The sequence below is a fragment of the Streptomyces sp. NPDC054794 genome, from assembly GCF_053611585.1.
Window position 1 is genome coordinate 181676 of the sequence record NZ_JBSHAQ010000010.1, and the last position, 22873, is coordinate 204548.

General features: G+C 70.3%; 22 protein-coding genes and 3 pseudogenes. 10 read left to right on the forward strand and 15 right to left on the reverse strand.

All coding sequences use genetic code 11. The features are described 5' to 3' along the window. The first annotated feature begins 86 nt into the window (after positions 1-86). Positions 87-383: a hypothetical protein gene (locus tag ACWGKT_RS13570; RefSeq protein ID WP_453273702.1), complete on the forward strand. Its 297-nt coding sequence runs from the start codon at positions 87-89 to the stop codon at positions 381-383. A gap of 63 nt (positions 384-446) precedes the next feature. Here ACWGKT_RS13570 and ACWGKT_RS13575 read toward each other — a convergent pair whose 3' ends face one another. Further along, a complete protein-coding gene (locus ACWGKT_RS13575; RefSeq protein ID WP_453273703.1) occupies positions 447-1436 on the reverse strand; it encodes a helix-turn-helix transcriptional regulator in 990 nt (329 codons plus the stop codon). 93 nt (positions 1437-1529) lie between these two features. Here ACWGKT_RS13575 and ACWGKT_RS13580 point away from each other — a divergent pair, with 93 nt between their 5' ends. The 3 genes and pseudogenes from ACWGKT_RS13580 to ACWGKT_RS13590 all read left to right on the forward strand — a co-directional run. Further along, on the forward strand, positions 1530-1928 hold the full coding sequence (locus tag ACWGKT_RS13580) for a VOC family protein (protein WP_453273704.1): 399 nt from the start codon (positions 1530-1532) through the stop codon (positions 1926-1928). 30 nt (positions 1929-1958) lie between these two features. After that, positions 1959-2716, forward strand: a pseudogene (locus ACWGKT_RS13585) (integrase core domain-containing protein); the annotation flags it as partial. A 36-nt stretch (positions 2717-2752) separates the two neighbouring features. Then, positions 2753-3070, forward strand: a pseudogene (locus ACWGKT_RS13590) (ankyrin repeat domain-containing protein); the annotation flags it as partial. Positions 3071-3085: 15 nt separating this feature from the next. Here the strand turns inward: ACWGKT_RS13590 and ACWGKT_RS13595 are convergent. The 5 genes from ACWGKT_RS13595 to ACWGKT_RS13615 all read right to left on the reverse strand — a co-directional run bounded on the left by ACWGKT_RS13595 (position 3086) and on the right by ACWGKT_RS13615 (position 7857). Beyond that, complete coding sequence (locus ACWGKT_RS13595; protein WP_356152857.1) at positions 3086-3499, reverse strand: hypothetical protein; 414 nt, start codon at positions 3497-3499, stop codon at positions 3086-3088. Positions 3500-3657: 158 nt separating this feature from the next. Beyond that, positions 3658-5262, reverse strand: a complete 1605-nt coding sequence (locus tag ACWGKT_RS13600) for a carboxylesterase/lipase family protein (RefSeq protein ID WP_453273705.1) — start codon at positions 5260-5262, stop codon at positions 3658-3660. Between the two features lie 15 nt (positions 5263-5277). After that, the gene (locus tag ACWGKT_RS13605) at positions 5278-5916 is read right to left on the reverse strand and encodes a GOLPH3/VPS74 family protein (protein WP_453273706.1); all 639 of its coding nucleotides are present in this window, start codon (positions 5914-5916) and stop codon (positions 5278-5280) included. A 115-nt stretch (positions 5917-6031) separates the two neighbouring features. Then, entirely contained in the window at positions 6032-6691 is a 660-nt protein-coding gene (locus ACWGKT_RS13610; RefSeq protein ID WP_453273707.1) for a response regulator, read from the reverse strand. Continuing rightward, positions 6688-7857, reverse strand: a complete 1170-nt coding sequence (locus ACWGKT_RS13615) for a sensor histidine kinase (RefSeq protein WP_453273708.1) — start codon at positions 7855-7857, stop codon at positions 6688-6690. Before ACWGKT_RS13615 ends, ACWGKT_RS13610 begins: the two co-directional genes overlap by 4 nt. A gap of 297 nt (positions 7858-8154) precedes the next feature. Between ACWGKT_RS13615 and ACWGKT_RS13620 the strand changes: the two genes are divergently transcribed. Beyond that, positions 8155-10314 carry a SpoIIE family protein phosphatase gene (locus ACWGKT_RS13620; RefSeq protein WP_453273709.1) on the forward strand — a complete coding sequence of 720 codons (2160 nt, stop codon included), beginning with the start codon at positions 8155-8157 and terminating at the stop codon, positions 10312-10314. A 181-nt stretch (positions 10315-10495) separates the two neighbouring features. On the opposite strand, the gene ACWGKT_RS13625 is transcribed toward ACWGKT_RS13620, so the two are convergent. From ACWGKT_RS13625 to ACWGKT_RS13635, 3 genes are all read right to left on the reverse strand, one after another. Beyond that, complete coding sequence (locus ACWGKT_RS13625; protein ID WP_453273710.1) at positions 10496-11680, reverse strand: type III polyketide synthase; 1185 nt, start codon at positions 11678-11680, stop codon at positions 10496-10498. 759 nt (positions 11681-12439) lie between these two features. Next, positions 12440-12955 (reverse strand): DinB family protein, encoded by a 516-nt coding sequence (locus ACWGKT_RS13630; protein ID WP_453273711.1) that lies wholly within the window; start codon positions 12953-12955, stop codon positions 12440-12442. Positions 12956-13093: 138 nt separating this feature from the next. Beyond that, entirely contained in the window at positions 13094-13297 is a 204-nt protein-coding gene (locus tag ACWGKT_RS13635) for a cold-shock protein (RefSeq protein ID WP_235457021.1), read from the reverse strand. A 728-nt stretch (positions 13298-14025) separates the two neighbouring features. Between ACWGKT_RS13635 and ACWGKT_RS13640 the strand changes: the two genes are divergently transcribed. The 3 genes from ACWGKT_RS13640 (at position 14026) to ACWGKT_RS13650 (ending at position 15995) form a co-directional block, all read left to right on the forward strand. Further along, entirely contained in the window at positions 14026-14574 is a 549-nt protein-coding gene (locus ACWGKT_RS13640) for an RICIN domain-containing protein (protein WP_453273712.1), read from the forward strand. 145 nt (positions 14575-14719) lie between these two features. Further along, complete coding sequence (locus tag ACWGKT_RS13645) at positions 14720-15595, forward strand: PhzF family phenazine biosynthesis isomerase (RefSeq protein WP_453273713.1); 876 nt, start codon at positions 14720-14722, stop codon at positions 15593-15595. A gap of 34 nt (positions 15596-15629) precedes the next feature. Beyond that, positions 15630-15995, forward strand: a complete 366-nt coding sequence (locus ACWGKT_RS13650) for an alpha/beta fold hydrolase (RefSeq protein ID WP_453273714.1) — start codon at positions 15630-15632, stop codon at positions 15993-15995. A 340-nt stretch (positions 15996-16335) separates the two neighbouring features. Here the strand turns inward: ACWGKT_RS13650 and ACWGKT_RS13655 are convergent, their stop codons facing one another. Next, complete coding sequence (locus tag ACWGKT_RS13655) at positions 16336-17409, reverse strand: hypothetical protein (protein WP_453273715.1); 1074 nt, start codon at positions 17407-17409, stop codon at positions 16336-16338. 356 nt (positions 17410-17765) lie between these two features. On the opposite strand from ACWGKT_RS13655, the gene ACWGKT_RS13660 reads away from it, so the two are divergent. Beyond that, a complete protein-coding gene (locus tag ACWGKT_RS13660; RefSeq protein ID WP_356152886.1) occupies positions 17766-18320 on the forward strand; it encodes a L,D-transpeptidase family protein in 555 nt (184 codons plus the stop codon). 102 nt (positions 18321-18422) lie between these two features. Here the strand turns inward: ACWGKT_RS13660 and ACWGKT_RS13665 are convergent, their stop codons facing one another. Together ACWGKT_RS13665 and ACWGKT_RS13670 are read right to left on the reverse strand one after the other, a co-directional pair. Next, a complete protein-coding gene (locus tag ACWGKT_RS13665; protein ID WP_453273716.1) occupies positions 18423-18932 on the reverse strand; it encodes a hypothetical protein in 510 nt (169 codons plus the stop codon). Positions 18933-19079: 147 nt separating this feature from the next. Beyond that, positions 19080-19598, reverse strand: coding sequence for an NUDIX hydrolase (locus ACWGKT_RS13670; protein WP_453273717.1), 519 nt, complete (start codon positions 19596-19598; stop codon positions 19080-19082). 31 nt (positions 19599-19629) lie between these two features. On the opposite strand from ACWGKT_RS13670, the gene ACWGKT_RS13675 reads away from it, so the two are divergent. Beyond that, complete coding sequence (locus ACWGKT_RS13675) at positions 19630-20475, forward strand: hypothetical protein (protein ID WP_453273718.1); 846 nt, start codon at positions 19630-19632, stop codon at positions 20473-20475. Between the two features lie 7 nt (positions 20476-20482). On the opposite strand, the pseudogene ACWGKT_RS13680 reads toward ACWGKT_RS13675, so the two are convergent. The 3 genes and pseudogenes from ACWGKT_RS13680 to ACWGKT_RS13690 all read right to left on the reverse strand — a co-directional run bounded on the left by ACWGKT_RS13680 (position 20483) and on the right by ACWGKT_RS13690 (position 22707). Next, positions 20483-21248, reverse strand: a pseudogene (locus ACWGKT_RS13680) (phosphate ABC transporter ATP-binding protein). A gap of 121 nt (positions 21249-21369) precedes the next feature. Next, positions 21370-21798, reverse strand: a complete 429-nt coding sequence (locus ACWGKT_RS13685; RefSeq protein ID WP_453273719.1) for a hypothetical protein — start codon at positions 21796-21798, stop codon at positions 21370-21372. A gap of 363 nt (positions 21799-22161) precedes the next feature. After that, positions 22162-22707 carry an Ig-like domain repeat protein gene (locus ACWGKT_RS13690; protein WP_453273720.1) on the reverse strand — a complete coding sequence of 182 codons (546 nt, stop codon included), beginning with the start codon at positions 22705-22707 and terminating at the stop codon, positions 22162-22164. Between the last annotated feature and the right edge of the window lie 166 nt (positions 22708-22873).

Genomic DNA, 22873 nt, shown 5'->3' on the forward strand with positions numbered 1-22873 from the left:
TCGTTCGGCGCCCCCGCGGCCCGTAAGTCCAACACCTGCCGGTGATCACGGCACTGCTCACGATCGCGTTCAAGTACCGTGCCGGCATGGCAAGGAAGCGGCGGCCGTACTGGCGCACCCTCGGGACACCGACGACCCTCGTCCTGTACCGGACCGCAGACAGATGGCGGTACGCCGTCTACTTCACCGAACCGGCCGGTATCACCGACGGCGCACTCGCCGATCCCGTTTCCTCGTCCGAGCCGAGTACGGCGCAGGCAGCCCTCCTCCGGACGACAGAGGAACTCACCCGCAGACAACTCGGGGTCCTGTGGCGCGAATCCGATCGACCGGACTGGTGGACCGGCACGGTCACCGGCGCAGGCCCGCGTCCGACTGCTTGATCCCGGCGAGCCTTCTAGGTCAGAGCGCTAGCTGGGCCATCTCATGACATTGGTTCCTCGTTGTCAGGCTCGGCGGGCATAGGACGTGAGGCGATCGGCGAGCGCGATGACGAGTTCGCGCAGCTCATCGGGGCGCTCGATGACGAACGGCCGGTCGAGTGCCGCGAGTACCGGAGGCAACCAGTCGAGCCTCTCCGCGCGCAGCTCGACGCGAAACCAGCGCTCGGTCGCCCGGTCCTCGCCCGCCGCGGGCGCGTACTCCTCCAGGCTCGCGACGCCGGCGGGAAGGTGGGCGCGGATCTGCCCGACCGTCCCGTGGATCCGCAAGGTCACCTCATGCCGGTACTCGGCCGTGGCGAATCCTGACAACACGCGCTGCGCCGGAGCGGGACCCACGGGCGCTTCGAACGAGCCGGGCAGGGTCCGCGCGTCTGCGATGCGATCGAGGCGGAAGGTTCGGTCCTCGCCGATCTGGGCGTCCTTGCCCGTGACGTACCACCGGCCCGCATGGGCGACGATCCCGTACGCGTGCAGCGTGCGTTCGCTACGCCGTCCGTCACGGTCGGTGTAGCGGATCGAGACCGGGCGGTGGTGGCGCACGGCATCGGCGATGGTGAGCAGGAGCCCGGCGTCCGGGGTGGCGAACTCGCCGGGCTGATCCGTGAAGGCGAGAGCTTCCAGGAGGGTGTCGAGCCGACGGGCGATGTGCTGGGGCAGCACCCGCCGGATCTTCGCCGATGCCGTCTCGCTTGCCGTGTGCTCCGTCGTCGTCAACCCTGCTCGGCGGCCGGCGACCAGGCCGAGCAGCACGGCCAGCGCCTCGTCGTCGCTGAGCATGAGCGGAGGCAAGCGGTACCCCGGGGCGAGCCGGTACCCGCCGTAGCGGCCGCGCACCGATTCCACGGGCACGCCGAGGTCGATCAGCTGGTCCACATACCGGCGCACGGTGCGCCCTTCGACGCCGAGCCGGTCGGCGAGTTCGGCCATCGTCCGGGTGCCGCCCGACTGCAGCAGCTCCAGGAGTGTCAGCACGCGGCCGGTGGGTCGAGGCATGTCCGCAGCCTAACGCGAATACAGGACCGATTCTGTCCACTATTTCTCCTAGCCTGCGACGTGCACGCCTCCAGCACGGCCAAGGAGATTCCCATGGACTTCGTCTCGATCCGCATCATCACCGGCGACGTAGCGCGCCTCGTCGACTTCTACGAGCGAGCCACAGGGGCGCGGGCGACGTGGGCCACCGAGGACTTCGCCGAACTCAGGACCGCGGGCGCCACCCTCGCGATCGCCGGCACCCGCACGGTCCCGCTGTTCGCCCCGGGCTCTGCCCGCCCGGCTGACAACCACAGCGTGATCACCGAGTTCCTCGTCGACGACGTGGACCGCGTTCACCAGAACCTGACCGGCGTCGTCACCGACTTCGTCACCGGACCCACCACGATGCCCTGGGGCAACCGGTCGCTGCTGTTCCGCGACCCCGACGGCAACCTGGTCAACTTCTTCACCCCCGTCACCCCGGCGGCCATCGAAAGGTTCGCACGCTGACACGTCGCTGCAGCCGCTCACGCGGGAGCCCTGAGATCCCAGGGCTCCCGTGACGCGGCGGCCGAGTCCCGGAGCGCCACCAGCAGGGGGCATCGGAACGCACCGCTGACTCCCGAAGGACGGCTGCGCTTGTGTCTGCGGATCGGCGCCGGACGTCCGATCGCGCACGTCGCTGCGGGAGCCGGGATCTCCCGCCGCTGTCTGGCCAAGTGGTACGCCCGCTGGCGCGCGCACGGAGAGAACGGACTGCTCGACCACTCCTCCCGCCCCGCCACCAGCCCGAGGACATCGCCGACCTGGTGGAGGCGCTGCGGCGGCAGACCAAGCCCCGCGCCTCCAGACGCACCGGTCCCGGCACCGGCAAGGTCGGATACACGTACCTGCATTCGGCGCTCGACGACCACTCCCGGCTCGCCCACACCGGGGCCCCGGACGATGAGAAGGCCGTCACCGCGGTCGCCTTCTGGCACCGGGCCGTTGCCTTCTTCGCCACCCACGGCATCACACCGACCGCCGCTGCCTCACCGACAACGGCGCCTCCTACCGGTCTACGACCTGGGCTGACTCCCTCGCCGCGACCGGTACGAAGCACAAGCGGACCAGGCCATACACGCCGCGCACGAACGGGAAGGTGGAAAGGTATTACGGGACGCTCACCCGCGAGTGGGCGTACGTCCGCGACTACACAACCGCGCATGAACGCCGCGTCGCACTCGCGGAGTTCCTGAACCACTGACCACGAGCGGCCGCGCGCAGCGCTCGGCGGCCAACCGCCCATCAGCTGGACCGCCGGGAGCGACTACCGGATCGTCCTCGACTGCGGGATGTGCGCGAGTGGTTCGGGCGCTGACACCACAACTAGCCTCGCCGACTACGGCACCACCCCTCTATACCTGGCATCGGTACAGGGAGCAGCCGAAGTAGCCCGCTTGCTCATGGAGGCCGGCGCCTGCTCGGAGGGCACACCATTGTGCGCAGCCGCTTGCTGGGGACACACCGACACTGTCCGGGAACTGTTGGCACACGGCGCCGACCCCAACCTGTGCGAAGAACACGGCACAGGTTGGTCCCCACTGGACTGGGCGAACAACGGGCCCCATCCCGATACCGTCGAACTCCTCGTAGCGGCAGGGGCCGAACCAACGCGCCGCTGTCGGTCAGCAGTTGATGGGCGGGTTCCCGGAAGCGACTCGGCAGAAGTCCGACCCGAGTCCGCCGTCGACGGTGCCGGCGTTCGGGCCGACGGAGATGAAGTCCCCTTCGGCGCCGCCGAGGATGCTGCCGTTCGCCGTGGTACCGGCGTGGGCCGTGATGGAGTCGCTGCCGGCGCCACCGTCGACGGTGCCGGCAACGGTGCCGTTGATGACGATGTAGTCGGTGCCGCCCAAGCCGTTGACGCTGTCGCCCACGGCGAGGGCGCCGCAGCTGATGTAGTCGGCACCGGCAGTACCACTGACGGTCGTACCGGACACGGGACTGCCGTTGACCGTACATGAGGTCAGGGCTTGGGCAGGCGTCGCGGTCAGGGCGAGGGGTGCGGCCACGAGGGCGGCGGCGCAGAGTGTACGCATCGTGTGTCTGATCATGCAGTAAGTGGTTCATGGTGACTTCATGATCACAATTGTGCGGCGTCGGTGACTCTGCCGTCCGGGGCAGTCCGCCACCCGGACGGGCCACCGGGACTGGCGGTCACATGACCGGGTTCAGGCAGGCCGACCTGCGCCCGCCGTCACCCGATCGCATCCCAGAACGTGCAGTGGTGGCGGGACTGCGCCGTGCGCGTGGGGACGATGTGGTCCGGCGCCAGGGACAGTGCCGATTGCCGGGTCCAGTGCGGCAGGGAAGGGCCGTTCGGGTCGGCGGTGCGGGCGAAGCCGGTCCAGTAGTCGATCATGGTGTCGGCGAGCCGGCGTTGTGCCGCGGTCAGGTCGCGAGGGCGGCGGCCCAGGTCGAACAGGTAGGGCAGTTCGCTCGCGTGCGGTGCGCCGAGCGGGAACGGTGGCGTGCCCGGGGTGAGCGGCGGAGCGTGTTCGTCGGCGAACTCGTAGCTCCAGACGGGGCCTTGGGCGGCGAGCAGGCTTTCGGTGCGCCCCGTCGGGCAGGCGAAGTTCGCGTCGCCGATGACCGCGCCGAACACCGGGCCGCCGTCGGTGCGGTGCAGCGGGTACTCGCGGACGATCGCCTTGGCCTGTCCTGGGGAGGGGAAGAAGGTGGCCGCGACGTCGGGCCAGGAGTCGGGGGTGACGGGTTGGCCGGCCTGGATGATTCCGGCGGCCCAGCCGTTGCCCTCGTCGTGGTTGTTGCCGATGAGTGCAGGAACGCGGTGGAAGCGGCCGACGGTAATCGCCGCTGCTGGGTCGTTGGGCAGCAACGGGGTTGCGTATGCGGGCTGTTGACCGGTGTCCTGGGCGGCGAGCAGACGGGAGACGTGCACGCGGCGCAGGCAGGCCATCGGGTGATGGGCGGAGCCGCAGCCGACCTTTTTCGCGAGATCCGCGCCCGCGTCCCGCGCCGTGGAGAGCGGGACGGAGGACGGGGCGAACGGACGGTCGGGGCGGCCGGTGCACGGACCGCTCTCGATGATCGCCCGGTCGAAGAGGCCCGCGGCCGCGGGTGAGGCGAGCTGGGCGCAGACGCTGTAACCGCCCGCCGACTCACCGGCCAGCGTCACATGGTGCGCGTCGCCGCCGAAGGCGCCGATCTCGGCGCGGACCCAACGCAGCGCCGCCTGCTGATCGGCCAGGCCGAAGGTGCCGGAGCCGGGCAGCCCGCTGTGTGCGAGGAAGCCGAGCGCCCCGAGGCGGTAGTTGACGGTGACGACCACGACGTCGCCGCGGGTGGCCATGCGGTGGGCGTCGTACGAGCTGCCCGCCCCGGTGGTGAAGCCGCCGCCGTGCAGCCACACGATCACCGGCCGGGGGTGTGCCGGTGCCGCGCCTGCGGGCGTCGTGATGTTCAGGTGGAGGCAGTCCTCGTCGATGCTGCCGCCGGGTACCTCGCCGGCCGGCTGTGGGCAGGCGCTCGCGGGCCGGGTCGCGTCGCGCACCCCGGACCAGGGGGTGGCGCGGTGGGGCGGTGCCCAGCGCAGCCTGCCGACCGGGGGTGCCGCGTAGGGGATGCCCTCGAAGGTGCGGTAGCCGTCGTGGGCGGCGCCGCGCACCAGGCCGTCGTGGGTGCGTACGGTCGTGGCTGCGGTCGACCGGGCGGGCTGTGGTACTGCGGACCGAACCGGTCGGACGGCTGGCTGTGCAGGTGGGGCGGCTGTGGACCAGGCCGTGGCGAGTACGGCGGTCAGGGCGCAGCCCAGGGTGGTCAGGACGCGGTGCGTGGTCATCGTCTCCCCGTTCGGTCAGCTGCCGCCCATGCCGCCCTGCGCGGCGATCATGGTGGTCGGCAGCGCGCGTACAGCCTTCTCCAGGCCGGGCCCGAGGGCGGCGAGAATCCCCGTGCAGGCGTCGATGCGGGCCCGGAAGGTCTTGTGGTCCTGCCGGGAGACGACCGAGTGGACGCCGCCCGCGGCGGCCAGCGCGAGCAGTGCCGCGTCGGCGGGGGGAATCTCCTGAACGGGGGCGTCCCCGTTCAGCGCCGCGTACACGCGCGCGTGCAGGGAAGCGGGAACGGCGCGGTCCGTCACGGTCAGCCGCCGTTTGCCGAAGCGGGTGCGGGGAGCCTTCACGGTGAGGAGGCCCGCCGCGGCGAGCCGGTCCTCCACCTCCGTCAGGGTCCGCTTGCGGTGGCTGCGCATGAGGTGCTTCCAACCGTGCCCGGCGGCGGCGTCGCGCAGCACGCCGTCCAGGACGGGGTCGCCGGTCGGCCGGGTGTCGGACACGGTGACCGTGCCGCCGTCCTCCCCCAGCCGGCCGCGCAACGCGAGGTCGACCAGAGCGGCAGCGCGGATCAGCAGCTCCGCGCGGGAACGGTCGTACGGGCCTTCGGCCGCGTCGTCGTGGGCGAGCAGATACATCAGGCAGGCGAGGTCGTCGTTCACACCTCGACGCTAGGGCCGGCCATCCCGGCCGCGGATCGGCCGCGGGAGCGGTCCGGCGCTGGGAGCACAGGAGGATCGAGGCCCGGCCTCCTCCTTGAGGAGGAGGCGGTGGAAGTCAGGGGCGGCGTGGTTGTACGAGGCCGTGGTCGTAGGCGGCGACGACCGCCTGGACGCGGTCGCGCAGGCCCAGTTTGCGCAGCACGGCGGTGACGTGGTTCTTGACGGTGGCCTCCGACAGGCGCAGCCGCTCGGCGATCTCCGCGTTCGACAGCGCCTGCCCGATGAGGGTGAGCACCTCCCGCTCACGGCCGGAGAGGTCCTGCAAGGAGGGCGGCGGTGCAGGGTCGGGTGCGGTGCGCAGGAACCGGTCGAGGACACGGCTCAGCACGGTCGGCGCCAGCAGCGCGTCGCCGCGCGCGGTGAGGCGGATCGCGTCGACGAGTCCGGCGGGGCGCATGTCCTTCAGCAGGAAGCCGCTCGCCCCGGCCCGTAGGGCGGCGACGACGTGCGCGTCCACGTCCCAGGTGGTCAGCACGAGCACCCGGGCCCGACCGCCGCACTCCGCGATCTGCCGGGTCGCCTCGATGCCGTCCAGGACGGGCATGCGTACGTCCATCAGCACCACGTCGGGAGCCAGTTCACGCGTCAGCCGCACCGCCTCCTGGCCGTCGGACGCCTCACCGACCACTTCGAGGTCGTCCCGGGCGTCGATGATCATGCGGAATCCGGTACGGACGAGGGCCTGGTCGTCGGCCACCACCACGCGCAGCGTCATGACGCGCGCTCCACCGGCAGCCGCGCCGCCACCTCGAACCCGCCTCCGGGCAGCGGACCAGCGCGCAGGCTGCCGCCCACGAGCCGTGTGCGCTCCTTCATCCCCACCAGCCCGCGTCCCGATCCCGCCACGGCCGAACGGCCCTGGGACGCCAGCCCGTTGTCGATCACCGTGACCTGCACGCAGTCCTCCTCCGTCGTCACGCGCACGCTCACCTCGTCGGCGCCTGCCGCGTGGCGCAGTGTGTTGGTGAGGGCCTCCTGGACGATCCGGTAAGCCGCCAGATCCACTGCGGCCGGCAGCCCGTCGGTGTCGCCCTGGCGGTGCACGTGCACGGTCATCCCGGTCGCGCGCACGGTGTCGGCCAGCTCGTCCAGACGCACGAGGGAGGGCCCTGGCTCGCGCGTCTCCCCTGTCCCGTCCTCCTCCGTGTCGGGCCGGAACGCGCGCAGCAGCAGGCGCAGTTCACCGAGCGCGGAGCGGGCGCCCGTCTCGATGGCCCGCAGCGCCTGACGGGCCTGTTCCGGCCGTTCGGTGAACACGTCGTCGGCGGCGCCCGCCTGGATGACCACCACCGAGAGGGTGTGCGCCACGACGTCGTGGACCTCGCGCGCGATCCGCGCGCGCTCCTCCACCACGGCCCGGCGCGTCTCAGCCCTCGTACGTGCCTGCTGCGCCCTGCGCCACTGCCCCGCGGTCCATGCCAGGACCACCGTCAGCAGATAGACCGCCAGACGCGCGGGACCACCTGCCACGAATGCGAGCGGCGCCGGCAGGCACATCGCCGCGAGCGCCCGCGCCGACACCCGTCGCGGTCTGGTGGCCGACAGCACGCACAACGTGACCTGCGCCGCGAGCAGCGCCCCCGTCAAGGTCACCACGGGCAGCAGCGCCCACACCGCGAGCCCCGTCGCCACGTTCGCGGCGAGTACGGCGACCGGGGCGCGCGCCTGCCACCTCAGAGCGCAGACCTGCGCGAGGACCAGGGCCAGGGCCACGGGCAGGCGCCGGCCCTGGTCCGTGCCGGCGACGAGCACCGAGGTGCCCAGGACGGCGAGCACCAGACCGGCCGACCCCCACCACAGCGCCCGGGCCACCCGGGGCGAGAGCTCGCCCCGCGCTTCCGCGGCGAACGGGTCGTCCGGCTCTCTGCTGCTGCGGTCCACGTCCCGACCCTATCCAGCGGCGGGAGTCGGGCCGTCCAGACATCACCGCCGGCACTCATGCGGAGAGAGCGAAGGCCCGGACACCGGGTCCGGGAACGTGCCGGGACCTCACCGGAGCCGAAGGCGCCCCCGACGTTCCCGGCGTCCCTCACAGTCCGCGTTCGCCGCGTGATCCGCTGATGTGGGCGAAGCGACTCCCGGTGTTATTCAATGAGGTGTGTCGTCAGGGATCTCGGGCCCGTCGGACGGGTCCGGGCACGGCCCCGGCGCTGCGCCCGGGATTGCTGAGAGAGCCGCATGGACTCCACACCCTCCCCTTCGTCTTCTTCGCCGTTCGAGCTGGTGAGCGGCGCTCTGGGGCGCTACATCCCGAGCGGCAAAGCGGCAGCGGCCGCCGGCCCCGCAGGCGCGGAGGGCGACCGCACCACCGGTCCACGCGTACCCGACCCGGCGGCGGGCCGTCAGGAGCAGATTCTCGGCGCGGTCAACCTGGACCGGGATCTGAGAATCACCCGCTGCAATCTGGACGCCCCCGTGTTCGCGGGTCTGGACGCCAAGATCGGGAGCCCGTTCGTCGATCTCCTGCCTCCCGGGGACGTACCGACGATCACCCGGCGGTTGCGGCAGGTCCTGGAGACCGGTGAGGCGCACGTCGCCCGGATCCAGCGCCTGCGGCGCAGAGACGGGTCGGAGCTGGTGGTCTCGCTGAGCATCCTGCCCGCCGCGGTGCCTCAGGAGGGCCTGACCGTCTCCGTGATCGCCATGGCCAAGAGGCTGCACCTGTACGCCGCCGAGACCGCGATCGGCACTTCGCTGGACATCGGCGAGACCGCGCAGTCGCTGGCGGAGTCCCTGCTGGCCTGGGGAGACGTGGCCGCCGTCGACCTCGACTTCGCCGTGTGGACGGGCGAGGGAGTCACCGAGCAGACGCTGGGGCGCATCCGGCTACGGCGGGCGGCCCTGGTGCCGGACCGGGCGTGGCCCGAGGGCTACGTGACTCCGGGCGACGATCTTCCCAGCGACGCGAGTCGCATGCTGTCGCAGGCGGTACGGCGGGACGATGCCCCGCAGGCCATCGTGATGCCCGACCGGGAGGCGGTCGAGCGAGTGCTCGGCAGTCCTCGGGTGGTACGTGCCCTGGTGCCCGGTGACCGGTCGGCGGGTGTGGCGTGCATACCGCTGGTCCTGGACGGCCCGCCGCCCGTCGTGCTGGGCGTGGCGGAGGTCTGGCGGCGGGCGGACCACCCCTTCCGCGACAGCGAGCTGTACGACCTGCAGGAACTGGTGGCCAGGACCGTGCATCACGTCGACCTGGCCCGTCAGCACCAGCGCGAGCACACGCAGGTGCTGGCACTGCAGCGTCGGCTGCTGCCCCGCACCGGCGGCGACACCATCGAGATCGCCAGCGTCTACCAGCCCGCCACCCCCGACAGCGCGGGCGTCGGCGGCGACTGGGTGAACAGCTTTCCGCTGCCGGACGGCCGTACCGCTCTGGTGGTCGGTGACGTCGTCGGGCACGGCCTGGGAGCCTCGGCGACCATGGGCCAGCTGAGCATGGAGGCCCGCGCGCTGCTGTCCGCGGGGCTGGCGCCCGACGAGGTGCTGCAGCACCTGGACGAGACCGTGACGCTGCTGGACGACGCGGAGTCCGGGCTGGCGGCCGGCTACAGCGCCCTCGGGTCGACCTGCTGCATCGCCCTGTACGACCCGGTCAGCCACCACGTGGCGCTGTCCAGCGCCGGCCACCTCCCGCCGGTCCTGGTGTCTCCGGACGGGCACGCCAGGCCGCTCGCGGTCCGCCCTCATCCCGGCCTGGGCGCCGAGTTCGCGCTGCGGGAGCCGTTCGACGTGCACAGGTTCGACGCACCCCCGGGCTCCCTGCTCGCCCTCTACACCGACGGCCTGGTGGAGGATCCGGCCGAGTCGATCGACGAGGGCATCGGGAGGCTGGCGGACGCCGTGTCCGCGGTGCACCCCTGGGACACCCTGCAGCAGGCCGCACGGCGCGTCGTCTCCACGCTGGCGCCCGTGCACCAGCGCGACGACGTGACCCTGCTGCTCGCGCGCATGATCGGTTATCGCAAGGAGGACACCGCGACCTGGCGGCTGCCCGCCCGCGACGACGCACCCGCCCGTGCACGCGCGCTGGTCTCCGCGCTGCTGCGGCAATGGCACACCAGGGACGACACCGTGGACAACGTGTCGCTGCTGATCAGCGAGCTGGTCACCAACGCGGTGAGCTTCGCCACCGGTCCTGTCACGGTACGGCTGATCAGGGCCGGTCACGGCCTGCTGTGCGAGGTGGGCGACACCGGTAACGGCAGGCCGCGCCTGAGCCGGGGCAACCTCCTCGACGACCGCGGTCGTGGCCTGTACATCGTGCACAGGCTCACCACCCGGTGGGGGGTGCGGTGGACCGATACCGGCAAGGTGGTCTGGGCGGAAGTCGCGAGGTGACGCGGCCGCGGGGCGGGCCCTCGCCGACGCGTGGGAGCACGGCGAGGGTACGGGCGGCACGCCCGTCGGCCGGCGCCACCGACGGCGCCCTCAGCGGTACGGGTGTCGTGTCCGGTGATGCGGGCGGCTGGTTTGCCGGATCAGCAGCGCGGTTTGCCGGTACGGGTGAGACGGCCTCGTACTAGAGCCACTCCCCCTCCAGGGCGGTGGCACTGAGGCCCGGTGCCGCCGCGTACAGGACGGCGCGGCTGCCTGACTTCTGCCCGGCGTCGTGTGCCCTCCGCATGATGTCGAACACGGCGGCGCCTCCGCGGTTACCGGTGGTATAGCTGTCCCGGCTGTAGTTCAGCAGCCCAGACGGCCACGCATCGGGCATCGTCTGCTCCATGTACTCCAGCACCCGGGTGCCACCGGGGTGCGCGAGCAGCACGTCAGGGTGCCAGGACTCGGGGTCGTCCTGGTAACGGACGCGCAGCCATTCCCACATCGCGGTGACCGTCTCCTGTACGGCGCGCGGCCCGCGCCGGTCCATCACGAAGTGGGTGCCGTCCGACCGCGTCTCCAGGCGGTGCAGGTCCTGGGTGCCGGGCAGGGTGTGGTGCCAGGCGGAGTCCAGTCGCAGCACCGACTCGCGCCTCTGGCGGCCCGTGACCACCATGGCGACCGCGGTGTCCGCGAACAGCAACCGCACGATCAGGGACTCAAGGGTGTCGTCCGCGGGCTGGTAGGTCGTGCTCAGCGCCTCCGAGATCACGACCAGGACCACCCGGTCGGGGTCCGCGGCCACGAGTTCCGCCGCCAGCGCCAGGGAGCGGGTCCCCGCGATGCAGGCCCACTGCGTGGCCGGCAGCATCATCACGTCGTTGCGGAGCGAAAGCCTGTTGGCCAGGGCGACGTCCAGGCCCGGCAGCGCCGGGGTGGTGGAGTGACTGGTGATCAGGCAGTCGACGTCCGCGACGTCCAGCCCGGCGATCTGCAGGGCCCCGCGCGCCGCCTGCTCCCCGTAGGACTGCACGGCCTCCCAGGCAGGCGCGGTGCGCTCCTGGACGGTCTGCGGCGCGGGTATCGCCTCAAGGGTGGCTATCACACGGTCCACGTCCTGCTGGGTGAACCCCTCGCGCGCCAGCGCCTCTTGGGCCGGCCCGGCGCCGACATCCCGCAGGCCGCAGCCCTTGCCCGGCGCGACGACGGTCTCCAGCGGCAGCATCCACCCACGGCTCTGGATGCCCGTACTGGCCGCGATGCCGTCGATCCGCGGCGCCCACGCCGCGTCCGGGTGCCGGTCACGCACCTCCGCCACGATCTGGCTGGTCTCCACCGCATGCTTGCCGTGTATCACGGCAGGAGGACAGAGGTAAGCGGCCATAATGCGCACCTTTCTTGGGGGAGCTAGGAGGACGGCACGAGTGCTGTGTCCTGGGCCACTTGGGACTTCGCGCCCAAGAGAATGCCGATGAGCTCCACTTCGGAAGTGGGTGGACCGAGCATGGACGCCAAAGGGACATTTGCGCTGTGACCAAGACAACTTGGACAGCACTTTCAGGCCGTGACACGGCACACACCGCAGCCAAAGGAGGGGGCCCTCAGGGTGGCTCCGCAGGCTCCAGCTGACGTCCAGTCAGGTAGCCGTTGGCGGGCAGGGTGGCGCTGATGGCGGCCTGGCGGGTAGATCCGGTGTCGAGCCCGACAGTGACGCAGACCACTCGCAGCAAGCTTCAGCGGTTCTCAGTGACATCCGGCACGGGCGACGGGCCGGTGGGCCGAGTACGAGTACTCGTGGCAGGGACGTCGACCTGGGGAGCGCCGGTACCCGGATCGTGCCGACGGGGGGGGCCGTACGCCGTGGCGGCGGCGTTCGCCGTGCCGAGCCGGTGGGTGCGACCGGGGGGCGCCGGCCGTGCTGGCGGCCGCGGTGACCTTTGGGGGCTACGTCTGCCCGGCGCGGGCGCGGGAGCGTCGGCACGCGCCGCCGGCCTCACGGTCCGCTCGCCGTTCACGCCGACGCCCCGATGCGCAACGGAAGACCCTCCCCCGAGGGCGACCCCTGACCTACCGTCAGCCCGCTGGGCTCGAAGCCATGCCTCGGCCTCTGCCCAGCGGGAACGGCGAAGTCCCCATGGAACGCCTAGACGCCGGTCTCCCCATCGACGAGCTCGCGCACGATGTCGAGGTGCCCGTTGTGACGCGAGATCTCCTCGATGAGGTGCAGCATGATCCAGCGGAGATCCACATGCCGGCCGTCGCTGATGGGACGGCTCGCTGTCGCGTTCAGGTCGCGCTCGGCCAGCAAGCGCCGGTAGTGGGCACTCTGCTCCTCGTACTCGGCAAGAAGACGGGGCAACGGAATGTCGACCGCCTGCCGCATCTCAGGATCCGGATCCGCGTCCGTCGCCTCGGTGAGAGGCCCCACAGGCTCCTCCCCCAAGAACATCACCTGCACCCAGTGATGCTCGACCCAGCGCAGATGGCTGATCAGGCCACAGATCGTCATCAGCGGTGAATCAGGCAACGGGGCCTTGCGGGCGTCCTCCGCGGACACCCCCTCACACTTGGCCCGCGCCGTGTCACGGGCATAGTCGAGAAACGTCGTCAGCTGTGTGCGCTCGTCCCACGTGGGAGGCGTATCAGTTCGTTCAGTCATCCGGGGCATCCTCCCCCAACCCAGGCCTCACGTCGAACGATTAGCCACCTCCGACCCGTCGCACCGAGGTCCCCTCACCACAACCGTGATGAGGGGACCTCGCAGTCTGCGCCGACGCGGCAACAGAAAGAGCGCGTATCAGATCACCCGGACCCGTGACGCCTGCGGACCCTTCTGGCCCTGCGTGATCTCGAACTCCACTCTCTGGTTGTCCTCCAGGCCCCGGTACCCGGTTCCCTCGATCTCCGAGAAGTGCACGAACACGTCCGGGCCCTCACCGTCCTGGGCGATAAAGCCGTAGCCCTTCTCCGCGTTGAACCACTTCACTGTTCCCTGCGCCACGCTTCAATCCTCCATGCTGAAAACGCTGCGGCCTGGACGGCCGCGCAGGCCATGTCTGCCTGCACTGCCCATCCCACACCTTGCAACCGAAACCGGCTGCATTTGATTACGCGGTTCGGGTGAGGCGAACGCAGAACACTCACGCCGGCGACCGGGTGGCCGGCCATACCCGAGGGCTCCCGCTGAAACAGTGGAGCGCCGACGCCCGCCGACGCCACGCCCGCAGCCAACGTGCAAAGGCGAGCCGAACACTGCCGATCCTGCCCGATTTCGGGCGGGATCGTCGACGTTCCGCGACCTTCCACCCAGGGTGACCGGTCATGATCACCCTGACAGCGGGGCGTCTCATGCTCACTCCTGGATACCACCCTCATCCCGCGCACCGCGGGACGAGGGCACCGACATCGCGCCACTTCACTCGGCGCCACCGCACTCCCAAGGTCGCTCCACGGGCAACCCGCACCACCCGAAGCGAAAGGACGTCTACATGAACGTCCCTTCGGTCCCGAACAGAAAGCCCTCGCCATAGGCCGGACCAGGGAATTGAGGCAGTGTGCAAGCCCCGGAGGGAACAGTTCCGCCAACACGCCTAATTTCGCGGGTCGTTGAGCCACACCGCGCTGATCAAAAGGCATCACCACACGCGCCCCGGCATGCGATCATGCGGCGTCGGAAAATGATCATACGAAACCGGTCGTATGACACGGCTCGTCATCCACCGAGGAAACATGTCGCTGCACTCACGCACATCCGTGCGCCGCTACCTCGCCGTACTCGTCACCGCGTTCGCCGCGCTGTTCGGCCTGTCCGTGGCGCCGGCCCAGGCCTACTACGACTCGAACTCGGTCTACCAGATCAGACCAGCGCACGCCCAAGGCATGTGTCTGGAGGTGGCGGACTGGCGCAAGGACAACGGCGCACCGGTGCGCCAGTGGCCCTGCACGGGCCAGCCCAACCAGCAGTGGAGGTACGTGTATGACACCAACCGTTCCGACGTCTACTGGCTCAAGAACGTGTGGAGCGACAAGTGCCTTGAGATCGCCGATTGGCGCACGGACAACGGCGCCCCCGCCCGGCAGTGGGACTGCCACTACGGCGCCAATCAGACCTGGGTCGCGAACGCCGGCTCCCCGAGGCTGATCCACCCGGAGTGGTCCTACGCCGCGAACAAGTGCCTGGAGATCGCCGACTGGCGCACGGACAACGGCGCCCCTGCCCGGCTCTGGGACTGCTACTACAACCCCAACCAGAACTGGTACTTCGACACGGTCAGCTGACCGCTGGCGAAGAGTGACCGCCCGGCCGGGAACGACCGCGAGACACCCAGCCGGGCGGGCTGCCCTCGATCAGCGTGCTCGTCACGCCCACAGGCTCCGTCGACGTCACGGAATAGCCTCGCGGCCGCCCCGCGTTACCGCGATCATGACGACGAACGCACCGCGGCCCGAGGTTCTCCGATACACCGCCTTCTCCAGCACCCCCGACGGCGGAAATCCCGCCGGCGTCGTGCTGGACGCCACCGACCTGGACGACAGCGACATGCTGGCCATCGCCGCCGACCTCGGATACTCGGAGTCAGCGTTCCTGACCGCGCCCCCGGAGGGCCTCGGCGGCCAGGAGGAACGGGCTTACAGCATTCGCTACTTCAGCCCCAAGGCCGAGGTGCCGTTCTGCGGGCACGCCACCGTCGCCACCGCCGTCGCGCTCGCCGAGCGGACAGGTCCCGGCAAGCTGCTGTTCGCGACGCCCGTCGGCACCGTGCCGGTGGAGGTGGTCGAGGAAGGCGGGACGGTCAAGGCCACCCTCACCAGTGTCGAGCCGCACATCGAGGACATCGCCGACGCCGACCTCGCAGAGGCGCTCGCCGCGCTCGACTGGCCGGCCACCGACCTCGACCCCGCCTACCCGCCCCGTATCGCGTTCGCCGGCGCCCGCCACCTCGTTCTCGCGGCGGCAACACGCGCGCGCCTGGCGGATCTCGCGTACGACTTCGCGCGTCTCGAAGCCCTCATGCATCGCTTGGACCTGACCACGGTCCAGTTGGTGTGGCGGGAGTCGGCCACCGTCTTCCATGTCCGTGACCCGTTCCCCGTCGGCGGCGTCGTCGAAGACCCGGCGACCGGCGCCGCGGCCGCCGCGTTCGGTGCGTACACCCGCGATCTCGGCCTGGTCCCCCAGGACGCCGTCCTCACCCTGCACCAGGGCGAGGACCTGGGCCGCCCCGGAGAACTCACGGTGACACTGCGCACGGGCGACCCGCGCGTTCGCGTCAGCGGCACGGGAGCACGCATCGGCTGAGGGCACCGGCCACGACGGCGGTCTGGCGGGTCAGATGCGACCGCGGCGTGGACTTCATGCCGTCCGTCGCGGAGTTCTGCCGTGGCAGGCAGGGCGATGTGAGGTCCGGCACTTGGCGGCACCACCTGAACTATGCGATGGCCCAGTCACATGGGGCGCTTGCAGGCTGTCGCCCGAGACGCCGTCCCCAGCGCTGACCCTCAGGAGTCATCAGACGCCCACTGTCATTCTCGTCCACGGTTTCTGGCACGGAAGCTGGTGCTGGAGCCTGGTCGCGGAACAGCTTGCCGCGAGGGGCATCGCGTCGGTGGCCGTCGATCTGGACGGTCACGGGCTGAAAGGCCGCGTCGCCCGCGTCGCGCTGGCGTCGGCCGTTCGATCCGGCCGCTTTCGCCGCTGAGCCGTCCGGCACGTCCGCCATCACGGCTTCGTCCGCCGCGGCGACGCTCGTCGAGCAGATCCGGGGTCATCGGCGGCGGTGAGCCCTGCGTCGTGGTGGCGCACAGCATGGGCGGTGCTGTCGCCACCGCAGCCGCTGAACTGGAGCCGTCGTTGTTCGCCCATCTCATGTACGTAAGCGCCTTCGCCCCCGTCCAGGGTGCGGCCGCCGCGTATTCGGCCAGCCCTGAGAACGAGGGCGAGACCAGCTCGTCTCTTCTCGTGGCCGACCCGTTGGTCGTCGGGGCCGTACGCCTCGACACCGGCGACGCAGGCAGTCACGCGGCGATCCGCGAGACGTCCTACGGTGATGTGGACGAGGCCACCGCGGAAGCGGCGATCAGATTGCTGGGGTCCGATGGGCCGATCGGAAGGTCCCAGTCCTGGGCGGCTTGGGCGTGCCGGATCGCCTGAACGGGGTAACCGTGCCCTGCGAACCAGCCGGCGGCGGTGCGATGCAGGCCGGTGACCTCAGTCGGCCAGGTCCGCCGAAGCTCCAGCCGCAGAAGGTCGGCGAGTTCCCCGTTCACCCGTTCAAGGACGCTGGTGCGCAGCAGCAGCCGCCGCACCTGTGCGCTCTGCCGTTCCAGCACTTCGGCCAGCAGGTACTCGGCGACCGTCCGCTCGCTGCCGGAGATGGCGAGCTGCCCCGGAGTCGGGCTCCCGGTCAGCGACAGCGCCGCCAGCCGCAGCCCTGCGGCCCACCTCTCCGTTCGCTCCAGCACCAGCTCCGCCGCCGCTTCCGGCAACTCCACCCCCGCCGTCGCGAACAGCTGCCGTGTCTCGGCCAGGCTGAACTGCAGGTCGGCCGTGCGTATTTCGGACAGCTCGCCTTCGAGCCGCAGCCGGTGCAGCCCCAGCCGCACGTCGTGCCGGGACGCCAGGACGAACCGCAGCTGCGGCGGCGCTCGCAGCACCAGCAGCTCAAGCTGCCGCAGCACCTCCGGGCCCAGCTCGTGGATGTCGTCGATGACCAGCCAGACGCGGTCTTCCAGCGACGCCAGGTCCATCAGCAGGCGCTCTGCCATGGCCCAGCCGTCGAGGTCTGGTGCCGCCGACACCGCTCGCACCAACAGCGCTCCCGGACCCGTTCGCCTCAGCGCGCCGACCGCTGACAACCAGTACCGCTGCGGATCCCGCTCATCGGCCCCCACCGCGACCCACGCGGCTCGCCCCGCCAGGTTCACCTGTCCTGCCCAGGACCGCAGCAGCACCGTCTTGCCACCCCCTGCGGGCGCGGACACCACCGTGACCCGAGCCGACCCCTGGAGCCGATCGAACAGCGCCTGACGAACCACCACCCCGGCCCCACCAGGACCTTCGCCACCGCGGGCCACAGCACCCGATCCCGCGCCAAAGGTCACGATCCAGATCATCGCACGACCCGCGAAATGGCCGACCACGTCGCCCCCGAGGCGATGGCGCCGGGCACAGCGCGGCCGTTAGGCCGGTTGCCGTCTCCGGATGCGTGCCGGGGCCGTCCCGCCACAGGATCCTGATCATGCGGATATCTACTCTCATACGGCCCTGTCCTCTGGCGGCGCGGCGCGGCGGCGCGCGTCATGCCCTTTCTGCGGCTCTTGCCTGCGGTGTCCTGCTGGCCGGCACCTCGGCATGCGCCGGATCCGACGAGCACACGAGCCGCGTCGGCGCACCGGGTGTCAACAACCCGGCGGCACCCGGCTCCCCCGGCCCGGAAGCGGGCCCGCGCGTTCCGGGTGTCGGAAGCCGCATGTGGAAGCGCGTACCGGCCGACACCCGCCAGGCGGTGGTCGTCTATGGCGATGGCCGGAACTCTGCCGAGAGCACCGTCGTGCTCTACGAGAAGAAGGGCACTGCCTGGAAACGTGCGGGCAGTTGGCCCGCGCACAACGGCAGGCTGGGCTGGACGACCGACCATCGCATGGACGACGAGCGCAGTCCCGTCGGTGCGTTCTCACTGACGGATGCGGGAGGGTCTCTCAGGGATCCGGGCAGCCGCTTGCCCTACTGGTACGACGACAACGCCTTCGCGTCCATGACGGAGGAGGGCGACGAGCACGCCCACGACTTCGACTACGTCATCGCCATCGACTACAACCGGCTCAAGGGTGTCCCGCCGTTCGACTGGAGCCGTCCCCAGGGAGTGGAGAAGGGTGGCGGCATATGGCTGCACCTGGACCACGGCGACGGCACGTCTGCCTGTGTCACCGTTCCCGAGTCCGCGATGAAGACCCTGCTGCACACCCTTGATCCCCGCCTTCACCCCGTCGTGGTGATGGGGGACCGGGAGCGGCTGAGAGCCTGACGGCAGGCCTGACCCGGTCCGCGTACGGCGTCCCACGTGACCGCCGGGCCCAGCCCCGGCGGTCACCCAGGGCGTTGGGTGAAATGAGGAGGCTCTGTCCGGTCAGTCGAACGCCACGACCAGGCGGACGCCGTCGTCACCGAAGCGGCCCGCCAGAGCCTTCATCACGGCGAAGACGTGCGGCCAGTCCGTTCCAGGACCCAGGACAGCACCGACGGTCCGCGGTTCGTACGTGCACATCCCTCCGTCGGCGGTCCGCTCCACGCGTTCCGTCACGCTGTGCAGATCCGTGGGCGACACGGCCGCGAGATCCATCGATGCCAGCTCCGCCCAGCTGACCCAGCTCGCGCCGTACAGGCTGCCCTCTGCAACGCAGCTCCCCAAGTGCTCGCGCATCCCGCTCGACAGATCGACGGGAAGGCCACGGTCTGGTGCGAGAGGTTGAAAGCCCGCGTAGTTGCGCACTCCGAAGAGACAGCCGAAGGCCGCGTAGTCGGTCTCGTCGTACAGCGGCCAGAGATCCATGGCGGCCACCCACGGCTCGCCCTCGTAGTAGTCGGTGTCGACGCCGGGGTGACGAAACTCGATGCCGCCATGAATGTCCGTACTCACGATGCGGCACCGTAACAGCGTCGGCTGGGACAGGCACCCGAGTTTGGCGGTAGGTCAGCAACGGAGGCGGGTCCTGTCGCCCCGGGACAGAGGGCTGCCTCACGCCGGTCCGCATGGAGAGGGGTGGTGGCACATCTTCCACGCCCACTACGCCGCGTTCCGAGCCGCCGGCTCATCTCCCTCCGGCCAGACCAGCCATCGCGCATGCCGGCGGACGCGGGATGCGTCCTCGGGGAAGTAGCTGGCCCAGTCCTCATCCAGGGCTGTCCAGGCTGCCGGCTGTCCACACTCCGTCGCCAAAGGCGTTCCCGCGTCCACGATCGCAACGAACGACAGTCCAAGAGTCGCCGACGACTCGGGGCGACAGGACCGCACTGTCGCCGCCGCAGGTTGCGGCAGTAGCTCCGCCTCCACGCCCGTCTCCTCGCAGAGCTCGCGGCGTGCTCCCTCTCGGGGCGTTTGCTCCGGCTCAACGCGCCCGCTCGGAGGAACCCCGCCCCGCCAGCGGTGATGAACCAGCAGCACTCGAGCGAAGTCCTCGTCAAAGACCCACACTTGTGCGGCAAGAGGCTCCGAGGTGGCTGGCCGACGGTCGTCAGCCACTGGCTCGCCCCGTCGGACTCCATTCAAGGTGGATCGGCTTACCGCCGATAGGAAGCTTGGCACTGCAAATGGAGCTACCTAGAAGGAGCGGTTCGTGCGATTCGCAGTCACTATTCTTCGCCCGGCCGGGTATCAGCACTGGGAAGCGTTCAAAGAGGTCGCCACAACCGTGCATTTGGCACTGTTGCGCCTTGGGCATGACAGCGTACTGACCCATGACCCTCGACTGCCCGGACGCAGGCACATTATTTTTGGATCCAATCTTCTAGCAAATCACCCGAACCCGATCGATCTCTTTCCAGAGGACCATATTCTGTACAACCTGGATCAGATCTCCCCTGATTCCCCTTGGATCACGCGGGGTCTACTGGACTTGTTCCGGAAGCATAGAACCTGGGACTACAGCGTTCGTAACATCGCCGAACTGGAGCGGATGGGTGTGGACGGCGTCCAGCATGTCCCCATCGGCTATGTTCCGGAGTTGGAGCAAGTGCGATCAGCGGCCGAGGAGGACATTGATGTGCTCTTCATCGGTTCATTGAACGAACGACGCCTCGCTCCGATTCGGCACCTTGCCTCGGAGGGGCTCAACGCCGTCGCTCTGTTCGGTCTGTACGGCGAAGCGCGCGATGCGCTGATGGCCAGAGCGAAGGTCGTGCTGAACGTTCACTTCTACGAAGCCAAGATCTTTGAGATCGTCAGGGTTTCCTACCTGTTGGCCAACGGCAGGTTCGTAGTGTCCGAGCACGGCTGTGACGCCGAAGAGGAAGCCCAGTACGCTGCGGGTCTGGCTTTCACCGACTACGCCAAGATTACTGACACTTGTCGTCACTACATCGAGCATGCCGATGAGCGGCGTTCCCGGGCCGAGACGGGCAGGGAACTCATGCGCTCGAATCTCGCCACGGATTTTCTGCGCCCCGCTATCGCGGCCCTGTAGGGGCGACTCAGCCGAAGCGGCCCTCCATGTAGTCCGCCGTGCGAGGGTCGGACGGGGTGGAGAACATCGTGGAGGTGGGGCCGTGTTCCACGATGGCGCCGGGGGTGCCCTGTTCGGCCAGGAAGAATGCGCACCGGTCCGAGATGCGGGCGGCCTGCTGCATGTTGGGGGTGACGATCACGATCGTCACCTCGCGGGCCAGTTCGCGGATCGTCTGCTCGATGCGGAGGGTGGAGGTCGGGTCCAGGCGGAGCAGGGCTCGTCCATCAACAGGACCTTGGGGCGTACGGCCAGGGAGCGGGCGATGCACAGGCGTTGCTGCTGCCCGCCGGAGAGTGCGCCGCCGGGCTGGCGGAGTCGGGTCCGCACCTCCTGCCACAGGCCCGCCCTGGTGAGGCATTCCTCGACGAGATCGTCGCGGGGGGGGCGCCGTGCAGATGCGTGCCGGTGAGCTTGAGGCCCGAGGTGACGTTGTCGTAGATGAACATCGCGGGGAAGGGATTCGGCTTCTGGAAGACCATCCCTATCTGGCGCCGGGTCTCGGTCAGACGGCGATGAGGGGCGTAGATGTCCTGGCCGTCCAGGAGCACCTCATCGGCCAGGGAGGCGGCCGGGATGAGTTCGTGCATGCGGTTGAGGATCCGCAGGAACGTCGACTTGCCGCAGCCGGAGGGGCCGATGAGAGCCGACACCAGGCCGGCCGGCGTGGTCGGCGACACGCGGTCGAGGACCTTGTGGTCACCCAACCAGGCCGAGATCCGGCGAGTGTCCAAGGTGGCTCCGGCGCCGTCCGAGTACGGCGGGAGGGGAAGGGTGGTCTCGGTCTCCGTGGCACTGCTCTGGTCTGTCAAGGCAAGTCCTCGGTCGGCGTCACATCAGGTGTCACATCAGGCGTCACATCAGGTTGGGCAGCAGCTGTGCCGCCTGGTCGGCGACCGTGAGGCCGAGCGCGCCGAGCAGGGGCACACCGACCACCCAGGTGGGCCGGCGGCCCCAGCGGGCGTGGGTCCACGCGACGGCCGCGGCCGCGGCCAGGAGTGCCTGTCCCCACAGCACCAACGGCAGCCAGGCCGAGTGCTGGACGCCCATCGGCGTCTCGCCCTCGGGCAGGGCGCCCGGAGTCACGCCCGGGGCCCCCGCCGCCTGGACCTGCGAGACCAGGTCCGCGTCGACGCGCAGTATGCCCCGGGGCATGAAGGGCGTGCCGTCGGCCGTGACCAGGGTCAGGCGGCCGTGGCCCGCCGCGGGGGCCGGCGACTGCGGGTCTCCGGCCCGGCGCAGACCGATCACCCGGAAGGTGTGCCTGCCCTGACCCGTGGTCACCGTGAACCGCAGCCCCGGACGCAGGTCGCGAAGGTGCAGGAACGGGCCCCCGAGTCGTCTGGCGGCCCATGACGACGCTCACCCCGGCCTGGCCCGGGAGCGGCGTGTCCCGGCGGGGTCCCGGGCCCCGGGCCAGGTCCTTCGCGGTGGTGCCCGCCCGGACGACCTCGCGCAGATGGAGCGCGGGGACATCCGGCACCGCCACCGGCGTGCCGGGCCGGACCGCCCCGCCGACGGGGGCGACCCCGTTGGCGAGGGCGCCCCGGAGGGCGGCGTAGTCGACCTGCCGGTCACGGGCATGGCGGAGGTCGCCCAACGGGCCGACGTCCAGGACGAATCCGAGAAGCAGCGCGCCGAGGATGCTCAGCGCCTGTCGGAGAAGTCCGACGCCTGGCCGCTCACCGACCAACCCGGGTTACCGGCACGGGTGTCGGTCAGCGTGACCGGGTTGATCTTGCCCGCGGTGGTCAGCATGTCGCCGGTGGGGTTCAGCACCGGGGACGGCAGGGTGACGTTCGGGTTGTCCACGCTGGTGACCAGCGCACCCGAGTCGACGGTGGTGGTGATGTTCTCGGAGGCGGTGACGCCGGCGAACGGGCCCACCACGTACGCGACCTGGGCCGAGGACGACCCGGTGTACTTGGCGGTGTCCGTCGGGACGAAGGTGGCGGAGAAGGAGTGGTCACCGGTGGGCAGGCTGGAGGTGCTGTAGGTCGCCTGTCCGCCCGAGACCGGCACGGTGGCCAGGGCGGTCGTGGTGGCGCCCACGGTGTCCTGGAACTTCACGGAACCGGCCGCGCCGTTCGGCGTGATGGTGGCCGTGAAGTTGACCGGGCTGAACTGGGCCGCCGTACCGGCCGGGGAGCCCGCGAGAGCGGTCGTCCTCGGCTGGGCCGGAGCCTGGTCCACGGTGTAGGCGACCGTGCTGGACGAGGACCCGGCGTAGGCCGGGTCGGTCGGCGTGAAGTCCGCGGTCAGCGAGTGCGGGCCCGCGCCCAGCGTGGTGGTGCTGAAGGGAGTCGGGTTCCCAGGCCGACGTGGTCAGGAAGGAGCCCTTGGCCACGCGGAGCGCCTC

Excerpts from the sequence above, each read along its gene's own strand:
- ACWGKT_RS13570 (WP_453273702.1), top strand. The coding sequence starts at position 87 with ATGGCAAGGAAGCGGCGGCCGTACTGGCGCACCCTCGGGACACCGACG.
- ACWGKT_RS13575 (WP_453273703.1), bottom strand. The coding sequence starts at position 1,436 with ATGCCTCGACCCACCGGCCGCGTGCTGACACTCCTGGAGCTGCTGCAG.
- ACWGKT_RS13580 (WP_453273704.1), top strand. The coding sequence starts at position 1,530 with ATGGACTTCGTCTCGATCCGCATCATCACCGGCGACGTAGCGCGCCTC.
- ACWGKT_RS13595 (WP_356152857.1), bottom strand. The coding sequence starts at position 3,499 with ATGCGTACACTCTGCGCCGCCGCCCTCGTGGCCGCACCCCTCGCCCTG.
- ACWGKT_RS13600 (WP_453273705.1), bottom strand. The coding sequence starts at position 5,262 with ATGACCACGCACCGCGTCCTGACCACCCTGGGCTGCGCCCTGACCGCC.
- ACWGKT_RS13610 (WP_453273707.1), bottom strand. The coding sequence starts at position 6,691 with ATGACGCTGCGCGTGGTGGTGGCCGACGACCAGGCCCTCGTCCGTACC.
- ACWGKT_RS13620 (WP_453273709.1), top strand. The coding sequence starts at position 8,155 with ATGGACTCCACACCCTCCCCTTCGTCTTCTTCGCCGTTCGAGCTGGTG.
- ACWGKT_RS13625 (WP_453273710.1), bottom strand. The coding sequence starts at position 11,680 with ATGGCCGCTTACCTCTGTCCTCCTGCCGTGATACACGGCAAGCATGCG.
- ACWGKT_RS13630 (WP_453273711.1), bottom strand. The coding sequence starts at position 12,955 with ATGACTGAACGAACTGATACGCCTCCCACGTGGGACGAGCGCACACAG.
- ACWGKT_RS13640 (WP_453273712.1), top strand. The coding sequence starts at position 14,026 with ATGTCGCTGCACTCACGCACATCCGTGCGCCGCTACCTCGCCGTACTC.
- ACWGKT_RS13645 (WP_453273713.1), top strand. The coding sequence starts at position 14,720 with ATGACGACGAACGCACCGCGGCCCGAGGTTCTCCGATACACCGCCTTC.
- ACWGKT_RS13650 (WP_453273714.1), top strand. The coding sequence starts at position 15,630 with ATGCGACCGCGGCGTGGACTTCATGCCGTCCGTCGCGGAGTTCTGCCG.
- ACWGKT_RS13655 (WP_453273715.1), bottom strand. The coding sequence starts at position 17,409 with ATGATCTGGATCGTGACCTTTGGCGCGGGATCGGGTGCTGTGGCCCGC.
- ACWGKT_RS13660 (WP_356152886.1), top strand. The coding sequence starts at position 17,766 with ATGTGGAAGCGCGTACCGGCCGACACCCGCCAGGCGGTGGTCGTCTAT.